Annotated in this window: 16 protein-coding genes; 9 read left to right on the forward strand and 7 right to left on the reverse strand. The window is 43.9% G+C overall.

Going from position 1 to position 20,122, the window contains the following annotated elements; translation table 11 throughout:
* Window positions 1–139 precede the first annotated feature (139 nt).
* The 4 genes from fghA to ACO6V5_RS06705 all read right to left on the reverse strand — a co-directional run bounded on the left by fghA (window position 140) and on the right by ACO6V5_RS06705 (window position 4,594).
* Window positions 140–988, reverse strand: coding sequence for an S-formylglutathione hydrolase (fghA, locus tag ACO6V5_RS06690; RefSeq protein WP_422410572.1), 849 nt, complete (start codon window positions 986–988; stop codon window positions 140–142).
* Between the two features lie 78 nt (window positions 989–1,066).
* Window positions 1,067–2,176: an S-(hydroxymethyl)glutathione dehydrogenase/class III alcohol dehydrogenase gene (locus ACO6V5_RS06695; RefSeq protein ID WP_422137988.1), complete on the reverse strand. Its 1,110-nt coding sequence runs from the start codon at window positions 2,174–2,176 to the stop codon at window positions 1,067–1,069.
* Window positions 2,177–2,569: 393 nt separating this feature from the next.
* Entirely contained in the window at window positions 2,570–3,610 is a 1,041-nt protein-coding gene (locus ACO6V5_RS06700; RefSeq protein WP_422410568.1) for a hypothetical protein, read from the reverse strand.
* 96 nt (window positions 3,611–3,706) lie between these two features.
* A complete protein-coding gene (locus tag ACO6V5_RS06705) occupies window positions 3,707–4,594 on the reverse strand; it encodes a hypothetical protein (RefSeq protein WP_422137986.1) in 888 nt (295 codons plus the stop codon).
* 283 nt (window positions 4,595–4,877) lie between these two features.
* Between ACO6V5_RS06705 and ACO6V5_RS06710 the strand changes: the two genes are divergently transcribed.
* Both ACO6V5_RS06710 and ACO6V5_RS06715 read left to right on the forward strand, forming a co-directional pair.
* A complete protein-coding gene (locus ACO6V5_RS06710) occupies window positions 4,878–5,267 on the forward strand; it encodes a Fic family protein (RefSeq protein WP_422133795.1) in 390 nt (129 codons plus the stop codon).
* Between the two features lie 34 nt (window positions 5,268–5,301).
* Window positions 5,302–5,598, forward strand: coding sequence for a Fic family protein (locus ACO6V5_RS06715; protein ID WP_422492075.1), 297 nt, complete (start codon window positions 5,302–5,304; stop codon window positions 5,596–5,598).
* Between the two features lie 97 nt (window positions 5,599–5,695).
* On the opposite strand, the gene fabB is transcribed toward ACO6V5_RS06715, so the two are convergent.
* Window positions 5,696–6,913 (reverse strand): beta-ketoacyl-ACP synthase I, encoded by a 1,218-nt coding sequence (fabB, locus tag ACO6V5_RS06720; RefSeq protein WP_422133793.1) that lies wholly within the window; start codon window positions 6,911–6,913, stop codon window positions 5,696–5,698.
* Window positions 6,914–6,941: 28 nt separating this feature from the next.
* Window positions 6,942–7,454, reverse strand: coding sequence for a 3-hydroxyacyl-[acyl-carrier-protein] dehydratase FabA (fabA, locus tag ACO6V5_RS06725; RefSeq protein ID WP_317146541.1), 513 nt, complete (start codon window positions 7,452–7,454; stop codon window positions 6,942–6,944).
* A 433-nt stretch (window positions 7,455–7,887) separates the two neighbouring features.
* Between fabA and ACO6V5_RS06730 the strand changes: the two genes are divergently transcribed.
* From ACO6V5_RS06730 to ACO6V5_RS06745, 4 genes are all read left to right on the forward strand, one after another.
* Entirely contained in the window at window positions 7,888–8,919 is a 1,032-nt protein-coding gene (locus ACO6V5_RS06730; RefSeq protein WP_422133792.1) for an NAD(P)H-dependent glycerol-3-phosphate dehydrogenase, read from the forward strand.
* A 78-nt stretch (window positions 8,920–8,997) separates the two neighbouring features.
* Window positions 8,998–9,303 carry a DUF4389 domain-containing protein gene (locus ACO6V5_RS06735; RefSeq protein WP_422133791.1) on the forward strand — a complete coding sequence of 102 codons (306 nt, stop codon included), beginning with the start codon at window positions 8,998–9,000 and terminating at the stop codon, window positions 9,301–9,303.
* A 134-nt stretch (window positions 9,304–9,437) separates the two neighbouring features.
* Window positions 9,438–9,881, forward strand: coding sequence for a phosphohistidine phosphatase SixA (gene sixA, locus ACO6V5_RS06740; RefSeq protein ID WP_422410564.1), 444 nt, complete (start codon window positions 9,438–9,440; stop codon window positions 9,879–9,881).
* A gap of 238 nt (window positions 9,882–10,119) precedes the next feature.
* The gene (locus ACO6V5_RS06745) at window positions 10,120–12,021 is read left to right on the forward strand and encodes an ATP-binding cassette ATPase Uup (protein WP_422133789.1); all 1,902 of its coding nucleotides are present in this window, start codon (window positions 10,120–10,122) and stop codon (window positions 12,019–12,021) included.
* 199 nt (window positions 12,022–12,220) lie between these two features.
* Here ACO6V5_RS06745 and ACO6V5_RS06750 read toward each other — a convergent pair whose 3' ends face one another.
* Window positions 12,221–13,237: a hypothetical protein gene (locus ACO6V5_RS06750; RefSeq protein ID WP_422410561.1), complete on the reverse strand. Its 1,017-nt coding sequence runs from the start codon at window positions 13,235–13,237 to the stop codon at window positions 12,221–12,223.
* Window positions 13,238–14,099: 862 nt separating this feature from the next.
* Between ACO6V5_RS06750 and ACO6V5_RS06755 the strand changes: the two genes are divergently transcribed.
* The 3 genes from ACO6V5_RS06755 (at window position 14,100) to ACO6V5_RS06765 (ending at window position 19,974) form a co-directional block, all read left to right on the forward strand.
* Window positions 14,100–15,818 (forward strand): hypothetical protein, encoded by a 1,719-nt coding sequence (locus tag ACO6V5_RS06755; RefSeq protein ID WP_422133787.1) that lies wholly within the window; start codon window positions 14,100–14,102, stop codon window positions 15,816–15,818.
* 344 nt (window positions 15,819–16,162) lie between these two features.
* Window positions 16,163–17,995: a hypothetical protein gene (locus ACO6V5_RS06760; protein WP_422410559.1), complete on the forward strand. Its 1,833-nt coding sequence runs from the start codon at window positions 16,163–16,165 to the stop codon at window positions 17,993–17,995.
* 182 nt (window positions 17,996–18,177) lie between these two features.
* Window positions 18,178–19,974, forward strand: coding sequence for a hypothetical protein (locus tag ACO6V5_RS06765; protein WP_422410557.1), 1,797 nt, complete (start codon window positions 18,178–18,180; stop codon window positions 19,972–19,974).
* Window positions 19,975–20,122 lie beyond the last annotated feature (148 nt).

The following is a 20,122-nucleotide window of genomic DNA, read 5'->3' on the forward strand; positions in this document are numbered from 1 at the left end:
AGAGTTGCAACGCAGCACGACTGCATGGATGCTGGAGCTAGAGCAACGCAGGAGCAGTTGCCGCGAGTGCCTGAACAATAAGTCAGAAAATATGATTTCGTATGGTTGAGTACTTAAGACTGAGTTTTTAAATGTCTTTTTAAAGTGAAGAGTTTAAGGCCCTGGCATGAAAAGCGATATGATCGCTGATAAAACTGGCTATATAGAAATAGCTATGGTCATAGCCTTCATCCATCGATAGCTGGATGGGGTAATTCACCTTATCACACGCCGACTTGAAATGATTTGTCAGTAATTGCTGCTGCAAGAAATTGTCCGACAGACCCTGATTAATCATAATAGGCAAAACACGATCGTATGCCTGATTCGCAATTAATACAGTGGCGTCGTAGGCAAGCCATGCGTCCTGGTTGTGCCCTAAATAATAAGTAAATGCCTTTTGTCCCCATGGGCACTGACTGGGGTTTACGATCGGCGCAAAAGCCGAAATTGACTCATAATGATTGGCATTGTTCAGACCAATCACCAAGGCGCCGTGGCCACCCATAGAATGCCCTGAGATTGATTTTTTACCAGTAACGGGAAAGTTAGCCTCGATCAGGGCTGGAAGTTCGTGCACCACATAATCGTACATCTGATAGTGCTCAGCCCATGGCTGCTCTGTTGCATTGACATAGAAACCGGCCCCTGAACCCAAATCCCAGGCGCCTTCGGAATCGTCTGCCACAGCCTCTCCACGAGGGCTGGTATCTGGACAAACAATAGCAACACCATGTTCTTGCGCAAACTGTTGGGCGCCCGCTTTTGTCACAAAGTTCTGATCCGTACAGGTAAGACCTGACAGCCAATACAGAACCGGAACCTTTTCGGATTCGGCTTTACTGGGTAAATAAATCGAGAACTGCATAGTGCAGTGGGTAGTGTCAGCTTCATGCTCATTTTGTAGTTGAACGCCACCAAAGCATTTAACACGAGATAATTCTTTCATAGCTGGTTTTGCCTGTTGATTCACTTAAAAAGTTACCTGGCGGGTGAGTAGAATTCACGAGCCTCATTCACTCATTTGTCAATATTCGATGACAGTGCGAATCGATTTACCTTCATGCATCAGCTCAAAGGCTATATTAATGTCTTCTAACGGCATTGTATGGGTGACCATTTCGTCGACTTTAATTTCACCCGCCATATATTTTTCAACATACTCTGGCAGTTGCGTCCGCCCTTTAACCCCGCCAAAGGCGCTGCCGCGCCAGACACGGCCTGTGACTAATTGAAAGGGACGGGTACTGATTTCCTGACCAGCGCCAGCGACACCAATAATCGTCGACTCACCCCAACCTTTATGACAGCACTCCAGGGCGCTTCTCATGGTTTCAGTTCGACCGATGCACTCGAATGAGTAATCTACTCCGCCCCCGGTGAGTTCCACAATCACATCCTGAATCGGTTTATCGTAATCTTTTGGATTGATGCAATCGGTGGCACCAAGGTCTTTGGCCATTTGAAATTTATCGGGATTAATATCCACCACTAAAATGCGTGCGGCTTTGGCCATCACAGCGCCCTGAACTGCCGACAGGCCAACACCGCCCAAACCAAATATAGCCACCGTAGCTCCCTCTTCCACCTTAGCTGTATTCAGAACAGCACCAATACCGGTAGACACTCCACAAGCTAACAAACAGACTTTATCCAATGGTGCGGCCTGATTGATTTTTGCCACGGCAATTTCAGGTAATACCGTATGCTCTGCAAAGGTTGATGTACCCATAAAGTGATAAATGGGCTGCCCATCTTTTGAAAAACGCGAGGTTCCATCCGGCATCAGGCCTTTGCCCTGAGTTTCACGAATGGCCTGACAGAGATTGGTTTTACCAGAGGTACAAAATTTACATTCGCCGCATTCCGGAGTGTATAGCGGGATAACGTGATCACCCACCGCGACGGATGTAACTCCTTCTCCTACGGCTTCTACAACACCTGCACCCTCATGACCCAATATACAGGGAAAGATACCCTCAGGGTCCTCGCCACTCAGGGTAAAGGCATCGGTGTGACATACGCCGGATGCTGTTAATTTTACCAGGACTTCGCCAGCCTGGGGTTCTTGAAGGTCAACTTCCTCAATAGTGAGAGGCTTGCCTGGCCCCCAGGCGACAGCTGCACGTGTTTTCATGGTTATACCTTTTTAAGTTGGACAATAAGTACTCAACCATACGAAATCATATTTTCTGACTTATTGTTCAGGTACTCGCGGCAACTGCTCCTGCGTTGCTCTAGCTCCTGCATCCATGCAGTCGTGATGCGTTGCAACTCTGGTCACATAGCTTGCTATGTTCCCGTCGTTGCGCCTTGCAGAGCACCTGCCCAATAAGCCAGAAATATTCGATTCCGTATGGCTGAGTACTTAACTGAAACTACCTGGCTTTTCTCAAACTGCTGCCGAGCTCAGCAAAATTGTAATGAGAATGAATCCTGAAATGAAGGTTTTTCCTTTTTTTCTTGTAGAGTGATGGGTCCACTCTCACTGGTTTGCTGTATTCAGTCAGAATTACTTCGGGAACACGACTTATATTTGGAAATCGTATACTTCGAAAAACATCTCATATTTTGGATCAATGCCTAAGTATCTTCTTGAAGCTGAGAATATTCTAAAGTAAGGACGATCATCCGAATTGCCTAAGGTTGAAAACAATGTAGGCAAAATCTTCTGGTTAAAAATAGCTTTAGAGCAGGATTTGTTTTTTCTTGTTTTTATTATTTTATTAAATGATGGTTCGATTTTATTTAAATCTTCTGTCATTTTTTTTATTTCATCTTCCCTTTCTTTAGAAAAAAGTGATGGCAAATTATTCTCCTGATAAAACAAAATCATATCATTGGTTTTTTTTAAGCTTTTTTTATTTTTGACTATTGTTGAAGAGTCACCATTCAGCCATTGATCAAGACTAAACGCGTCTACCATCGACTGTAAGATATGGAATCTGTTGTTTTTCCTCAGAATAACAAATTCATGAGAATATACTTTCACATTATCGTTTATGTAACTGATTCTGTGTGAAAAAGCATAATTATTTTCTGGATTGCCATTGATGTATTCCTTGTATAATTGTTGTTCGCCAAACATGAAGGTATGAGTTACTGAATACTTTTCTTTAGAGAGATGTTTTTCAAGAACTGATACCGTTGTGTGGCATATATTTTTATCTTTTAGTTCATTAATACTCAACTCTAATGGAGATAAGGTGGCAGCTCTTGCTTCTGCCTGAGGTTTTTCAGACAAACATTGTGTGTCTGCAGTCGATGTTTCAGAAGTAGCATGAGATAACAATCTACTGTCTTCCTTTACCTCATTATGAAGTGAGACACATCTTGAAAAGACAGAGGTGGCTTCATTTAAAGCTTCCTTAACAAGCTGTGATTTTTTCTCCGGAGCAATTGATTGGGCTGCACCTTCTGAGGGAGGAATATTGACTGACAAAAGTTCACTCTTGTTATGTACACTGATGTCTCTACCCATACTGACAACAGTTGGTGTTTCTGATGGCGGTTGATTAGATGTTAATGGGGTGGAGCTGTCAATACTGGATTTGTTATTTATTCCGTTCATGCTTTCATCTCTTTAAGTAAGTATTTGTCCTCAATTAGGGGCTAAATCCTTTCCACCTGTCACAGCTAAATCGGCATAGAGAGGCAACCAAAAGGATCAGTAATTTACTCTAAACGGTATTTGTTTTGAATAATATTCAGGCGCTAATCTAACGATCCTTATTGATTCTGAAGGGTATGTCTCCAGAGCAGCAGGTAAAGATTGGAAAAATATATCAATCGGACCATGCTTACTTATACATCTTCCACCTCCGATATAAAACAGACTATGAATCAATTTTTCATTTGAAAATAATTGCAGAATATCTCCGATGCATAGTTTTGTTTTGTCATCTGTATGAATGGAAGCAAAAGGAAGTTTTTCATACCACCCATTGAATTTTATATCCTTTTGTTTATCCATACCAAATGCCAAATAATTTACAAGCTGGTGACAGAAACCGTGAGAATCAATTTCTTTATTTTCAAGAGGAAAAACCGTTTTGCAAACATTCTCAAAGCCCTTTGTAAAGAGACAGGACAGCCTGCTTTTTATTTGATTCAAATAACATGAATCAATATTTGCTTCCTCAGTTAAAGGCAAAGAAACCAAACATTCTTCCTTTAAAATAGGGGTATTAGCTGGCACTTTATAATGTTTGACTCCATTCAAAGTAAAAGGTAAAAGTTTAAGCTTCCAATACACAAGAGTTTCTTCAGCGTAGAGTTCTGGATTGTCAATTTGTTCAAAAAAGATTGTTCCATCGCATTTTTGGTTAGCATATAATATTTCCGTGTGGTGCTCTTCATCAAGGAACAAAAGTTTATTGGTGGAGCCAATCTTTCTTTCTGATAATGATTTCCCTTCAACCTGCGATGGCTGGCTTTGATCAGCTTTTAAGTGATGAGTTGCTAATTCTTTTGGTGCTGACTCTCTAGTGTCTGAAATGCCTATTTGCGCTAAAGCAGGGGCAAGTTGTAAGTTTGTTTCTGTCACTGGGTTCATTGTCATACAGTCCGTGATATTTTTGTAAGTTCCCGATCAGCTGGCTTCGCCTTCCTGGAAGGCGGCTTTTTCATCCTACTGCATTTCAGGCTTGGTTGTATTGACAGATAAAACGAACAGTAATTCATTATTTTGTTAATTAATACTAACCATAAAGTAAGCCAGAATAACAAAGAGTGGCATAGAAAGGATGACAGTTGCGCCGTTACTGATGACCCAGAGCATAAGCAACCTGTTTGCCATATAATGGGCACAAGTACGATCGCAATGGATTACTCACGGTATGTTTGAAACCATAGATGCTCTCAAAGCCCAATTGGATGCCCTCAGGCCCCTGCCAAAAAACAGTGTCCAGTCGCTCCATGAAGCAATGATGCTTGAGTGGACTTATCATTCCAATGCGATAGAGGGTAATACCTTGACTCTCAAGGAAACCAAGGTGGTTCTTGAGGGTATTACTGTTGGCGGCAAGTCAATCAGGGAGCATTTTGAAGCCATTAATCACCGGGAGGCCATTGAGTGGGTAGAGTCTGTAATCGCAAGAGATGAGCCATTCAGTGAACGACTGATTAAGTCTATTCATCAGTTGCTATTAAAAAATATTGATAACACTAATGCGGGTTGCTATCGACAGGAAAATGTAATGATTGCAGGTGCTCAACACGCCTCCTGAACACCTGCACTTGCAGTCGTTAATGACGGAACTGGTGGATGGCTATGAAAATCAGGATTACCATCCTGTTGAGAGGGCAGCGAGGCTGCATGTTGATTTTGTAGGAATTCATCCTTTTGTCGATGGCAATGGCCGTACAGCCCGCTTGCTGATGAACTTTGACTTAATGAGCAGTGGTTACTTACCCGTCATTATCAGAGCGGAAAATCGTCTTGCTTATTATGAAGCTTTGGATAAAGCTCATACCAGCCTGTGCTATCAAGACTTCATAGCAATGGTCGTTGAAGCAGAGGAGGACGCTTTTAAACGTTATCTGAGCATTGTTAGTTGAATTTGCCACAGCCAAAGCTCCCGGACATAAATGATGGAGCATAACCATAAAACCAGGCTCCATCATTCTTCTGAAACACCCGGAAATCTGAATCCCTTCAGTCTTCGTAGTTCTGGAATACCAGACAAGCGTTGGTGCCACCAAAACCGAAGCTGTTAGACATGATGCGGTTCAGTTTCTGCTCGCGAGCTTTACCGACCAGAATGGGCAGATCTCTGGCTTCCTCGTCCAGGGTCTCTATGTTGGCTGAAGCCGCGATGAAGTTGTGTTTCATCATCAGCAGACAGTAGATCGCTTCCTGGACACCAGCCGCTCCCAGAGAGTGACCGGAGAGGGACTTGGTGGAGCTGATGGCAGGCATTGTGTCACCAAAGACTTCTTTCAGTGCTTTCAGTTCTGCTACATCACCAACGGGAGTAGATGTACCGTGGGTATTGATGTAATCGACAGGACCGGCAACCGTTTCCAGAGCCAGACGCATGCAACGGGAAGCCCCTTCACCGGAAGGAGCAACCATGTCATAACCGTCAGAAGTAGCACCGTAGCCCACGACTTCTGCATAAATTTTGGCACCACGGGCTTTGGCGTGCTCCAGTTCTTCCAGAACCACCATGCCACCACCGCCGGCAATGACAAATCCGTCACGGTCAGCATCGTAAGCTCGGGAAGCTTTGTCCGGGCTGTCGTTGTACTTGCAACTCAGTGCGCCCATAGCGTCGAACAGGCCGGTCTGTGACCAGTGCTCTTCTTCACCACCGCCAGCAAAGACAACATTCTGTTTGCCCAGCTGGATCTGTTCAACCGCACTACCGATGCAGTGAGCACTGGTAGCACAGGCAGAAGTAATGGAGTAATTGACGCCTTTGATCTTGAATGGGGTCGCCAGACAGGCAGATACTGTGCTGCCCATCGTTCGGGTGACACGGTAAGGGCCTACACGCTTGACACCTTTTTCACGCATGATGTCAGCGGCCTCGACAATGTTTTCGGATGAGGCGCCACCGGATGCAGCAATCAGGCCAGTTCTTGGGTTGGAAACCTGTTCTTCTGACAGGCCAGAATCTTCAATTGCCTGCTTCATGGCGATGTAGGCGTAAGAAGCCGCCATACCCATAAAACGCTGGGTTTTACGATCAATATGCTCGCTAAGGTCAATGTCGACAGTGCCGGAAACCTGGCTGCGAAAGCCTTTTTCAGCGTAGCTTTCGTTAAAGCTGATACCGGATTTTCCCTGTTTGAGACTGTCGGCCACGTCACTCTGGGTGTTTCCCAGGCAGGAGGTAATGCCGATCCCTGTAACTACAACACGTTTCATTAATCTAAACCTGAATTATCCGAATGAATCAGAATGCGTCGGTGCTCTGGAAAAGGCCTACCCGGAGCCCATCGGCAGTATAAATCTCACGTCCATCGACACTGACAGTTCCATCAGCAATACCCAGCGCCAGTTTGCGACTGATAATACGCTTGATATTGATCTGGTAGGTCACTTTCTTATTAGTTGGCAGAATCTGGCCGGTGAATTTGACTTCACCGCTGCCCAGCGCCCTGCCACGACCGGGATTACCCATCCAGCCCAGATAAAAACCGACCAGCTGCCACATAGCGTCCAGACCCAGGCAACCAGGCATAACCGGGTCGCCCGGAAAGTGACAGTCGAAGAACCAAAGGTCTGGAGTGATATCCAGCTCGGCAACGATTTCGCCCTTACCGTATTTACCGCCTTCCTCAGAGATCCGAACGATACGGTCCAGCATCAGCATGTTGGGTGCTGGCAGTTGGGCATTGCCTGGCCCGAAAAGCTCACCCTGTGAACAGCGGAGCAGGTCGTCTTTATCGAAGGATTGTTGCTTCATTCGTTCATTATTCCTGGAAAATGACATGGTCGCCCGATAAGGCAGGGGTGACACGGGTACATCGACTCCCTTTCTGGCTGATCACTGATCACGGGAATTCATTACTATCGTTCCGGCGTGCACTATACCACCGGTCTCAGACTGTCATCATCGAATTCTGTTGAAATTAACAAAAAAACAACAGATGTGGCAGCTCTCGTGACATTTAATCAAGATCTGACCTTAATGGTCAGGGTTTTTTGTGCCTTGAAAAACGCAATACCGACTTATGCACTAACTTATGTACTTAGCCCATGCTATAAACGTTTCAGGTATTGTATTATTTGTTCGAATCATTTTTCCCCGGCTTGAGGCTGAAAAGATGATTCTTGACTCATGGCCTGCCCAATAGGCTGATTTGCACCAGATCAAGAGAAATAAAGCCGAAATTATAATGATGACGCCGAATAACGATAGCAAGCAGTATACCATAGCCATCCTGGGTGGAGGCAGCTTTGGTACGGCACTGTCTGATATATCAGCTCACAACGGCCATCAGGTTAAACTCTGGATGCGCAGTGATGAGCAGGTAAAGGGGATTAACCGGGATCATATTAATCATCGCTATCTACCGGATTTTACCATTCATCCTTCGGTTCAGGCTTGTACTGATATCAAGGCCGCAGTCTCATCTGCAGATCTTGTCCTGATTGCCATTCCCAGCAAATCCTTCCGTTCAGTGGTTCAGATGGCGGGCGATGCACTGGAAGGCAAAATGGTAATAAGTACCACCAAGGGGATCGAACCGGTCACCTTTGATCTGATGAGTGAAATTCTGAATGAGGAACTTGACTCAGCCAGAGTGGGTGTTCTCAGTGGCCCCAACCTGGCCAGGGAAATTATCGCCAAAGCAGTGACGGCGACCGTGATTGCCAGCGAAGATAACGAGTTGTGTGAGATAGTACAAAAGGTGCTGCATTCGGATTACTTCAGAGTCTATTCCAATCGGGATGTCTATGGCGTTGAACTGGCCGGTGCCCTGAAAAATATTTATGCCATTGTCTCGGGTATCGGGGCGGCCATGGGTATGGGTGAAAATACCAAGAGTATGCTTATAACCCGCAGTTTGGCAGAAATGAGTCGTTTTGCTGTCAAGCTTGGTGCGGACCCTATGACTTTTCTCGGACTGTCCGGGGTAGGGGATCTGGTCGCCACCTGTACTTCCAGTCTCAGCCGTAATTTCAGGGTTGGTTATGCTCTGGGTCAGGGGAAAACCCTGGAAGAAGCTGAAGCTGAACTGGGTCAGGTCGCAGAGGGGGTTAATACCTTACAGCAGGTCAGGCAAAAAGCGGTTGAGCTGGAAGTCTATATGCCGATTGTTGAAGCATTGCATATGGTCATCTTCAAAGAGTTTGATGTCAATCAGCTGGTGCGCGGTATGATGCTTCGAGAACAGAAAACTGATGTCGAATTTATGGTCAGATGAAGGGCTGGAGGGCTTTCCTTCCTTAATATTGTCAATTAATGACGCATATCCATTAACAAAAACGGCGAGGGTTTTTTTATGGATGAGAAAGTGTTAGATAATCTGAAATCAGAGTCCCGATGGCTCAGGCTGTTGTTCATGGTGTTGTTTTACATGCTGGCCCATATTGTCGGGTTGCTGATTCTATTGATTGCCATTATTCAGGTGATTCACGGGTTTATTAAATCTGAACCGAATTCACGGTTGCTGGATTTCTCAGCCGGGCTGAATCAATATTTTTATCAGATTATCCAGTTTGTTACTTATAACGCCGACACCAAGCCTTACCCATTCAGTGACTGGCCCGGAGAGAAAGAGCCTGTCAGTGATGAGAAAGATGCCTGAATTCGTGTTGAGATGTTGTCGAAGGAGCCAGAAATCCGGACTTTCACAGGGTGTCAGGATGTAGCTGTTTTTGTATCCAAAATTGTATATATTCAGTCGTATATCAGCTCATTTAAACAAACAGGTATCTAATCATGAAACTGATCATAATGCGTCATGGGCAAGCCAGTTGGTCAGCGCCAAATGATCAGGGAAGACCTTTAACGGGCATGGGTCAGCAAGAAGTGCTCAGCACAGCTTCGAAGCTGACCCATCTTGGCATTAACAGGATACTGGCCAGTCCTTATCTCAGGGCTCAGCAGTCCGGCAGGATTCTGGCAGAAACGCTGGGCTGCTCCCTGGAAACAATGGATTGCATTACTCCAGACGACGATCCGATGGCTGTTATCTCAGAACTGCCTGCTCAGGGAAATATCGTTCTTGCCAGTCATATGCCTCTTGTCGGCGCTTTAACCGGACTGCTCTGCGAAGGATCAATTCATCAGGGACCCGGCTTTATGACTGGCAATGCAGCTGTACTGGAAATGGAGCTTCCCGGTCCGGGATTGGCAACATTGGTTGAGATGGTCGTGCCCTGAAAACATTCCATTCTTCGCCACTTTGGCTAATCTTTCTCCAGGCCGCTTTGGTTAAACCGCTTTGTTCGAAACAATGGCAAAGAACAGCCGACCGCAAAACAAATATAGCCTTATCGTGAACTGTGGATTTTTGCCTGGATTTTTTGGCTCGAAACACTTAAGCAGGTATGCTTGGTGGCACTTTTAATCCTGTGTTATCGCAGTTGCAGGACGTTGAAAAGGACAGGTTAACTCGAGAATGCCATTACTAAGATTTGACAATATAAACCTTGCCTATGGCGATCATCCCCTGATGGATGGCGCTGAGTTTCAGATACGTAAAGGTGAACGGGTCTGTTTGCTGGGACGTAATGGTGCTGGCAAGTCCACCATGATGAAATTGGTATCCGGCAAAATCGATGCAGATGATGGCAGCATCTGGCGAAAGCCGGGTATGCGTATTGGCGTTCTGAACCAGGATCTTCCTGAGCAGGATGAGAAAAAAGTTTACGATGTCGTGGCTTCCGGCCTTGAACAAGTGGGCGATTGGATCAGTCAGTTTCACGAATTGTCCCAGAATATTCAGTCGGATGAAGATATAAAAGCTCTGGAAAAAGTTCAGCAAAAGCTGGAAACTGCTGATGGCTGGAGTCTTCAGCAGAAGGTAGACACAGTGATTCAGAAACTGGGTCTGCCGGAAGAGAAGAAAATGAAGGAACTCTCCGGTGGCTGGCGCAGAAGGGTAGAGTTGGCAAGGGCACTGGTGTGTGAACCTGATCTGTTATTGCTGGACGAACCCACTAACCATCTTGATGTTGTTGCCATTGACTGGCTTGAGAAGCAGCTGCTTGATTTTCAGGGCGCTCTTCTGTTTATCACCCACGATCGTTCATTTCTGCAGTCTCTCGCTACCCGGATTGTCGAGCTCGATCGGGGTATCCTGACCAGTTGGGACTGTGATTATAAAACTTACCTGGACAGAAAAGCCCATGCACTGGAAGTGGAAGCGGAACAGAATGCGCTTTTCGATAAAAAGCTGGCTCAGGAAGAAGCCTGGATTCGCCAGGGTATCAAAGCACGAAGAACCCGTAATGAAGGCCGTGTCAGAGCGTTGAAAGTGCTTCGAAATGAAAGAATGGAGCGCCGGGTAGTTCAAGGTAAGGCAAGCTTCTCTCTGGAGCAGGGCGGTAGTTCCGGTAAGCTGGTGATGGAAGCCAGGGGTATTTCAAAGTCCTGGGAAGGTCGGCACATTATTAAAGATTTTGATCTCAGGGTGATCCGGGGCGACAAGATCGGATTGATTGGCGCCAACGGTGCTGGCAAATCAACATTATTAAGTATTTTGCTGGGGCAACTTCAACCTGAATCCGGTTCTATCAAGGAAGGCACCAAGCTGGAAGTAGCCTACTTTGACCAGTTGAGAAATCAACTGGATCTTGAAAAAACGGTCATAGATAACGTGGCTGAAGGCCGTGAGAGCATCATGATTAACGGAGCCAGCCGGCACGTGATCAGCTATCTCGGAGATTTCCTGTTCCCCGCTAACCGTTGTCGTGTTCCTGTAAAGGCTTTGTCTGGCGGAGAGCGAAATCGTTTGCTGCTGGCAAGGTTGTTCAGTAAGCCCGCTAACCTGCTGGTCATGGATGAGCCAACCAACGATCTGGACGTCGAAACGCTTGAGCTCCTTGAGTCATTACTGGTGGACTTTGAGGGTACGGTGCTGCTGGTCAGCCATGATCGTGAATTTCTCGATAATGTGGTTTCCAGTACCCTCGTATTCCAGCCTGACGGCAGGATTAAAGAGTATGTGGGTGGTTTTGAAGATTGGCTCAGACAGGGAGGCGAGGTCAGTCAACTGGTTGCGCAAGCGCAAACCAGCAAGCCAGAAAAGAAGGCTGAACCTGAACCCGGCATTCAATCCCGGTCGGAACCGAAAAAGAAAAAACTCAGTTACAAGCTTCAGCGTGAACTGGATGCTTTGCCGGGAGAGCTTGAAACGTTAGAAGAAGAGTTGATTCAGCTGGAAGAAACTGTCGCCGATCCTGTCTTTTATCAGAGTGATCAGGAAATTGTTCAAACCACTCTCGCACGTTTGGAAGCCGTCAATCAGGATATTGAAGAGAAGATGCAGCGTTGGGAAGAACTCGAAAATATGAGTTGAAAACCTTCGGTATTAAGTGGGGAGTTAGCAGTCGTTAATGTGCAGTCCTATATCTGCCAGCATTTCACTCACAGCTTCTGTTCTTATTTATGTGGCCGGTGCAGAACATCGGCTATGGTTCTGCCCAGGCTGGTTTTTTCTGCAATGATCAAACGCATCAGGTTAACAAAAGTTACTTTAGATCAATGGCTGACTATGATTACTTGCGAAGCGTTTGAAAATATTGCTGCCCTTTCTTAAGGATTTGAACCAGCTCATTCACACTGTAAGCATCGAATTTATTAATATCATCAATTATGGTGGGTGAAAAACCTTCTCGCAGAAGGAGTCCGTTCAGCAGAATACAGCCGATGGTTCTGGCATTCCCATCTCTGAAAGGGTGGGTATGCTGAAGATTCCGACATAGTTCAACAATGGCATGAATAATTGCATCCTGTCGCCGTTGGCTGTCAGTTTCAGTTATTTCTTGCAACTTTTTCTCAAAGGTTTGGCAATAATTTTTTGATAACTCCATACCTTTGTGATCTTTATAATCAAAATCAACAAGATATGTATCAGAATTCAGCCTTTCTATTTTTGGAAAATTGTTCACACTAGCCAGTCTCGTTATTTCTTCTAAACCATCCTCTGTCAAGTTTATGCCTCTTTTATAGAAAACGCTGCCTTCGTTCCAGGAGATGTCTTTAATGGCCACATCTTCATTGCTTGACAAAACCCCGGATGTTGTCAAAGTATGAATGGCTTCAATTTTACTGTAATCTAGGGGTTTATTAGCCAATATATTACCAACTTCTTTAAAGGCTCTTAGCATAGCGGCTGCGTACCCGGGCTCATCCTCATAACAAAACAGCCCTAAACCGTACTCTTTCGAGTGATCCTCATCAATAAAAAGCCGGTACAGCTCTTCCACAGGAAAGCCTTTGCACTGTTCTGTGTGATCCAGCATGGTCTGCACTTCTTCAGCCTCCTCAGAAGCACGGCAAATCCCCTTTAAAAGGTGATATAACCGCAAAGAGAAGCGCTTTTCACCTTTTTCGTGTTCAATAAGAGATTGTCGAATTTCTTCAATACTCATTTCTGAAAGAAGAAGGGCGCAAGCCTTACGTGTAAAAGCCCCAACCTTCTTATAATAATTAAAATAATTAGGCAGTTGGTCTATAGCGCTGACCAAGTCTTCACATTTACTCAGAGTGCTGTTTTCATTCCACTGAAACATGGGTACTGATTCAAAATGGCTGAGCCAGCCGTCCAGTCTCGCAAGAAAGTATGCATAATAAGTATGCCTCCGCCCTTGAACAACCGTTGCTACTCTTCCCAGATTAAATGCAGCTTTACAGTCGTTCACTATTTTTTCAAAACTGCGATCATTCTGTTTAAAATTATCGTGAGATAATCTGGTTATTTTTCTGGCATGTAACAGGGTATCAGGAGTTTGTGATGGATCCGGGTACAAGTGTCTCTTTTCGGTAGAAGGACATCTGCCAAAAACAAATCGTGACTGTTCTTTCGAGCCAAACAGATAGCGGTCTTTATCGCTCAAATCGTCTAATGGATGAATCATATTCCTGAGTGCAGTAGCAAAATAAGAAGGTATCATTGGATAGTTCGTTGTTATTTTCTGAAGTACTTGTCTATCAATTTATTGATTTTTCTGTGATTCTGTCAAGAAAACTTAAGAAGTTACAGCCCGTCAACCAGACAGCTCAAGGTCTCCGGTCAGGGCAGATACTTATGATTCAATATACGTTCAGCAATGATAGCAGGTACTCCATAAGCCTCGAGCTATCAATTAACTTGAACAATTCACCAAACCGTTATTTAAGAAAGCACGATGGGTAAGAGCTGAGGTTACAGACGACAATATACCGGTGAGTGTCAGTTCAGATATTGGTGACTAAAGCTTAAAATTGAGCATTGCTGTGATCCTTGGACTACTTTATGAGGGGCGTTTAAAGACTAAGGGAAGCAGAATGATCAGTAACTCGCTGTCTCAGTTAACGAAAACAACAAGGTCCTCGAAATATCCCCATCGAAGTAAGACTAATCAGCTATTCGCAGCCTCCCTTGGTCTCGTTATCATGGCTTGCCCTTACTCAAAACTGCTGGCAGCAAACCCTTTGTTTACGCCGTTCGATGAAAGATTTGTTGAAGAAAAGGGGGCCAAGGCGTCTGACTACTTATCCGCTTTAATTAACCATAATGCCCTTACGGGTAGGTTTCCTTTCATCACCCCTAATGATACTGATTTTATCTTTGCCATGAACTCCGGGAATGAGCATGGCATAAATAAGAGAAAGGGCCGGAAAAAACCGCAGGGAGCTGGAGCACCGCAGATGCAGCCATTAATGAACTTTCCACTCCGGCCAATGTCCCGTGCACAGATCGCTGAAATTATCCGGAAATTGAATTCAGGCCTCTCAGAAGACACCATAACCACTCTGTTGAACAATATTCCGGAAATGCCTCCCGGTGATAACCTGACCATTGCAGGCTTGATTGAGCAAGTGAAGATGAGTCTTCAAATTAACATTGACCAAAATCATAATGCAATCCTGGAAACTCTATCTTATATTCAGGGGACCCAGTCCCCTGTTAATCCGAGCAATTCAGAACATCAACAGCGCCTTGCCTGTTTTTTGCTGGCTTACTATGCAGCCATAAATTCAAGCAGTGCTTCCCCTCAAAGTGCCCATGCTTTTTTTACTTCATTTCTGCTTCATGCCGCTGATATGGCTGGAATGTCTGGATTCCTCCACCATCTGCACATAGCTCAACTGTTAGGTAGAAATAAACCGATAAAAGATAAAGCTTCTTTAAAAGAAAATGTTGCAATATCATCTTTGGTATTCTCTGGTCTGAAAGTCTTGGAAACAGAACGCATCAAGTTTTTTCAACAAGTGCTGGATCCCTCAGAGTCTGAGCAATCCAGTATATCAGTCGATGCATTACTAAGAGACTCAGCCAAACTGCTGAACGATGGCATCGACAGGAACGGAATGTCGAGTCATAAGCGACAGCTAAAATCATCCGAACGAATGCTGGAACTAATAGAAGAATATGGTGAAGATAGACCTGAATTAATAGCCTGGAACTATCATTTCCTGAATTTGGTTGATGTCGTATGTCTGGTTCTTAACCCTTTCGCGCCACAATGTGAATATCCGAATGTAAATATTGAAGATATAGAGGATTATTTTAGAAAATCAGGTAAGGATACGACCTTTTATTCCGGTAGAGACAAAAGAAGGGATTTGTTTGAAGAATTCAAAAAAGTATCAATGGAAGTGATGCATGATCAAAACAATCAAGATGTTAAAGCATTTAAGAAATTGTTTTTATACATAAAAATATATGTAGCGCAACAATTGCACTTAACTTTTACTGATGAAAATGATTGCGACACCATAGAGGAAACCCTTGCTATTGGATTCAGGGCTCTATTGGAACAATCATATGATTTATTGGCACTGCTTCCTGATAAAGCTATTGGTTCCAATGATACTGTGCAGGTTGATGAAGTCATGCATGATGAGGCAGCTAAGGAACATGAAGGAACAGAGCTTAGTGAAGAAGAGAAGAGAAAAAGAAACCAGAAAAAACGAATAAAGTACTTAAAAGAACTCGTCGAATGGCTTGAATATTACTTTGGTACTAGTCAAATGGTTCCTGATCCTGCTGACAGTAGTGAATCTGAAAAAAATGATACTGACAGTAGTGATCTTGACAGTAGTGATTTTGACAGTAACCCTGACTGGACTGATTCAGACGGGAGCGATATTGACACACCGAAGCTGTAACTCAGTAAGTCAAATGTTCGCAAGTACGAAAAAAAGATAACAGGCTGTCAGCGGTCTGCGCAATGCAGGAGCTGTTACCGTGAAGGACTGGCTTAAAACAAGCTCCTGAAACATAAATCTGAGCGTAGTTGTGATCCCTGGTCTACTTTTCTAGCAGCCTGTCGGACTTAAGCGTCCGTAGCGAGGATTGCAAGAAATTGAGGATAAAAATCTCTGTTTCTGAGGAGAATAGCGAGCTATTTGACGAAGAAACAGAGATTTTTAGACCAATTTATTGCAACCGCAGTAGGACAGTCTTAAGTCCGACAGGCTGCTAGAGACATTCGAACACTTGAGTAGTTAGCATGATCAGCCACTCTATATTTCAATTACCAAAAACGACAAAGTCATCCATATTGTCCAATCGTGCTAAGACTAATCAACTAGTCGCAGGTTCCCTTGGTATTATTATGGCTTGCCACTGTTCAATATTGCTGGCAGCAAACCCTTTATTAACGCCGGTGGATGAAAGATCTTTTGAAGGAAAGGGAACAAAAGAGTCTGACTTCCTATCCGATTTGATTGACCATAATATTCTTACAGGCAGGCTTCCCTTAGTCACTCCAAATGATACCAATCTTATCTTTGCCATGCACAACGGGAATGAGCCAGACGTCAATGAGAGTGAGGTTCAGGAACAACTGCAGGGAGCTGAAGCAGCGCAGATGCAGCCTTTGATGAACCTTCCGCTGCCGCTAATGTCCCGCGAACAAATTGCAGAAATTATCCGTAAATTGAACTCAGGCCTCTCAGAAGACACTCTAAACACCCTGTTGAACAACATTCCCGAAATGCCCCCTGTTGATAACCTGAGCATTGCGAGCATGATTGAGCAAGTTAAGGCTAGTCTTCACGTTGACGTTAACCAAAATCAGAATGCGATCATAGTAGCTCTATCTCATATTCAGGGTACCAAGTCTCCTGTCAATCCGAACAATTCGCAACAACAAATGAGTCTCGCTTATTTGATGCTGGCTTACTATGCAGCCATAAATTCAAGTGGTGCTTCTATGTACAGAGCCCATGTTTTTTTTAATTCATTCATGCTTCACGCTGCTAACATGGCTGGAATATCTATACTTCACAGGCAAAAAACCAAACTATTAGCTGAAAATAAACCGATAAAAGATAAAGATGCTTTAAAAGGTAATGTTGCAAAATTATATCCAGTATTTTACGTTCTGGAATCTTTAGAAAAAGAGCGCATTACCTTTTTGCAACCATCTGAGGATCTATTTGAAGATCCATTTGAGGACCCCTCAGTTGAGTCAATTGATGCCTTACTGTGTGACGCAGGCAAACTGCTCAATAATGACCTTGATAGGAACGAAATATCGATGTATAAGCGACAGCGAACGTCAGCTGAGCGAATGTTGGAGCTTATCGAAAAATATGGTGAAGATGAACCTGAATTAGTAGCCTGGAACTATCAGTTCTTGAATTTAATTGATCTCATTGGACTGATGCTTGACCCTTTCGCTTCGGAAAAAATAGACCTGATAGCAAAGATTGATAACATAGACGTCTATTTTAGAAAATCAGATATGAGGGCAACCTTTATTTCCCATGGGAGTGGAAAAAGCAGGGAGTTGCTGACAGAAATAAGAAAAGTAATAGTAGACGCAATGCTCGACGAAGAAAATCAAAATCATAAATCATTTAAAATAGTGATTGAATACTTAAAGTCCTATATAGCGGGACAACTGCATGTTGCTTTTACTAACGAAAAGCATCATCAAGTTATAGTGGAAACCCTCACTAAAGGGTTAAAGGCCCTGCATCAACAATCATATCAATTATGGGTAATGCTTTCTGATACAACTAATGGCACTGATATCTCTGAGCAAGCTGGCGAAGCCAGATATGATGAGGCAGTAAAAAGACAAGAAGACAAAGAGATTAGTAGAAAAGAGAGGAGGAAAAAATACCTGAAAAAGCGGCTAAAGCACCTGAATGAATGCGTACAATGGCTCGATTGCTTCTTTGGTAGTAGGACATGTGTTCCTGATTACTCATACACTAGTGAATCTGAAAGAAGTGATACTGATAGTAGTGATTCCAGTAGTTGCTCTGACGGGAGCGATTCTGAACTTGCTACGGGGTCGCCTAGATGGGGTCGCCTAGATGGGGTCGCCTAGATGGGGTCGCCTAGATGGGGTCGCCTAGATGGGGTCGCCTAGACGGACGCTTAAGCCCGACAGTCTCCCAGAGACGACAATGAACCGATGAGTGTCAGATCTGATATTCGTGATCAGAATTGAGCATTATTACCATCCCTGGTCTACTTTATATGGGGTCCTTAAACCTTTAAGTAACTAGAATGATCAGCTACTCCATTTTTGAATTCTCAAAAACAACAAGGCTATCAATCACCCATCGTACCAGGGCTAATCAGCTAGTCGCAGGCTCCTTTGGTATTATTATGGCTTGCCACTGCTCAATATTGCTGGCAACAAACCCTATATTAACGCCGTTTGATGAAAGATTTTTTTTAGAAAAGGGAACAAAAGAGTCTGACTTTCTATCTGATTTGATTAACCATAATTCACTTACAGGGAGGTTTCCTTTAGTCACCCCAAATGATACCAATCTTATCTTTGCCATCAACATCGGGAATGAGCCAGACGTCAATGAAAGTGAGGTTCAGGAACAACCGCAGGGAGCTGTAGCACTGTATATGCAGCCTTTGATGAACTTTTCGCTCCCGCCAATGTCCCGTGAACAAATTGCTGAAATTATCCGAAAATTGAATGTAGGACTTTCAGAAGACACAGTAACTACACTGTTGAACAATATTCCGGAAATGCCCCCTGGTGATAACCCGACCATTGCCAGCATGATTGAGCAAGTGAAGGCTAGTCTTAACGTTGACGTTAACCAAAATCAGAATGCAATCATAATAGCCCTGTCTTATACCCAGGGTGCCGGGTCTCCTGTCAATCCTTTTAATCCGCATGACATGGAGAACCTCGCCTATTTGCTGATGGCTTACTATGCAGCCATAAATTCAAGTAGTGTTTCCCCTCAAAGGGCTCGTACTTTTTTTACTTCATTCCTGCTTCACGCTGCTGAAATGGCTGGAATATCAAGACTCCACTGGCATAAAGATCTACTGTTAGGTAATGGTAAACCGATAAAAGATAAAAATGTTTTAAAAGAAAATGTTGCAAAATCATCTTCAGTCTTTTCTGGTATCAGATCTTTAGAAGCAGAGCGCATTAAGCTATTGGAACAATTGAAGGATCCCTTAGAATCTGAGCAACCCAATGTACCAGTCGAGGCATTACTGAGAGACACTGCTAAATTACTCAACCATAATATTGATAGTTACAGAATACCGATGTATAAGCGACAGCAAACATCAGCTGAGCACATGCTGGAGCTAATACAAGAATATGGTGGCGAAGAACCTGAATTAGTGGTTTGGGGAAATCAGTACCTGAATCTGATTGATGTCATTAGCCCAATGCTTGACCCTTTCGATCCAGAAGAGAGAGGCGTGATTACAAATATTTTTAACATGGAGGAATATTTCAAAAAAACAGGTAAAAAGACAACCTTTTATAATTATAAGAGTAAAAAAAGGAAATTACTTAAAGAAATCAAACAAGCAATGGCAGTTGAATTTTTTGGCCAGGAAAATCCAGGCTCTAAATCATTTCTAAAAGTGTTGGTACAGATGAAGTTTTATATATGCCAACAATTACAAGTGGCTTTTCCAGATGAAAATGAATTTCAAGTCATACAGGAAACCATCACTAAAGGATTTAAGGCCCTGCAGTTGCAATCATATGATTTAGTGGAAGCGCTTGACAGGTCTATCAGGTCTGATGTCGCTGAGCCAGCTGACGATACCATGCAAGACCAGGCAGTAAGCGGACAAGAAGACAAAGAGCTTAGCAAAGAAGAGACTAAGAGGAAAAGGAAACGCCTGAAAAAACGGTTAAATCACTTGGATGAATTCGTGCAATGGCTCGATTATTTCTATGGTAGAAGTCTCTCTGTTCCTTATCATTGTTGGAGTAGTGATTCTGATAGTGAGGATTCCAGAAATTATCCTGACAGCAGTGGTTCTGACAAGGATGATGTTGACAAGCCACAAGGTGTAATTCGGTAAGTAAAATGTTCTCAAGTAAGAAAAAATTTCCTTTTTCCAGTAAACATTTGTCGTGTTCCTGTTAAGGCATTGACCGCTGGAGAACTCAGCCGCTTGCTGGCTGGCAAGACTGTTCGGGAGGTCAGTCAATCTGTTGGCCATAAACGAG

It is taken from the genome of Endozoicomonas sp. ALD068, from assembly GCF_049310145.1.
GTDB lineage: Bacteria > Pseudomonadota > Gammaproteobacteria > Pseudomonadales > Endozoicomonadaceae > Endozoicomonas_A.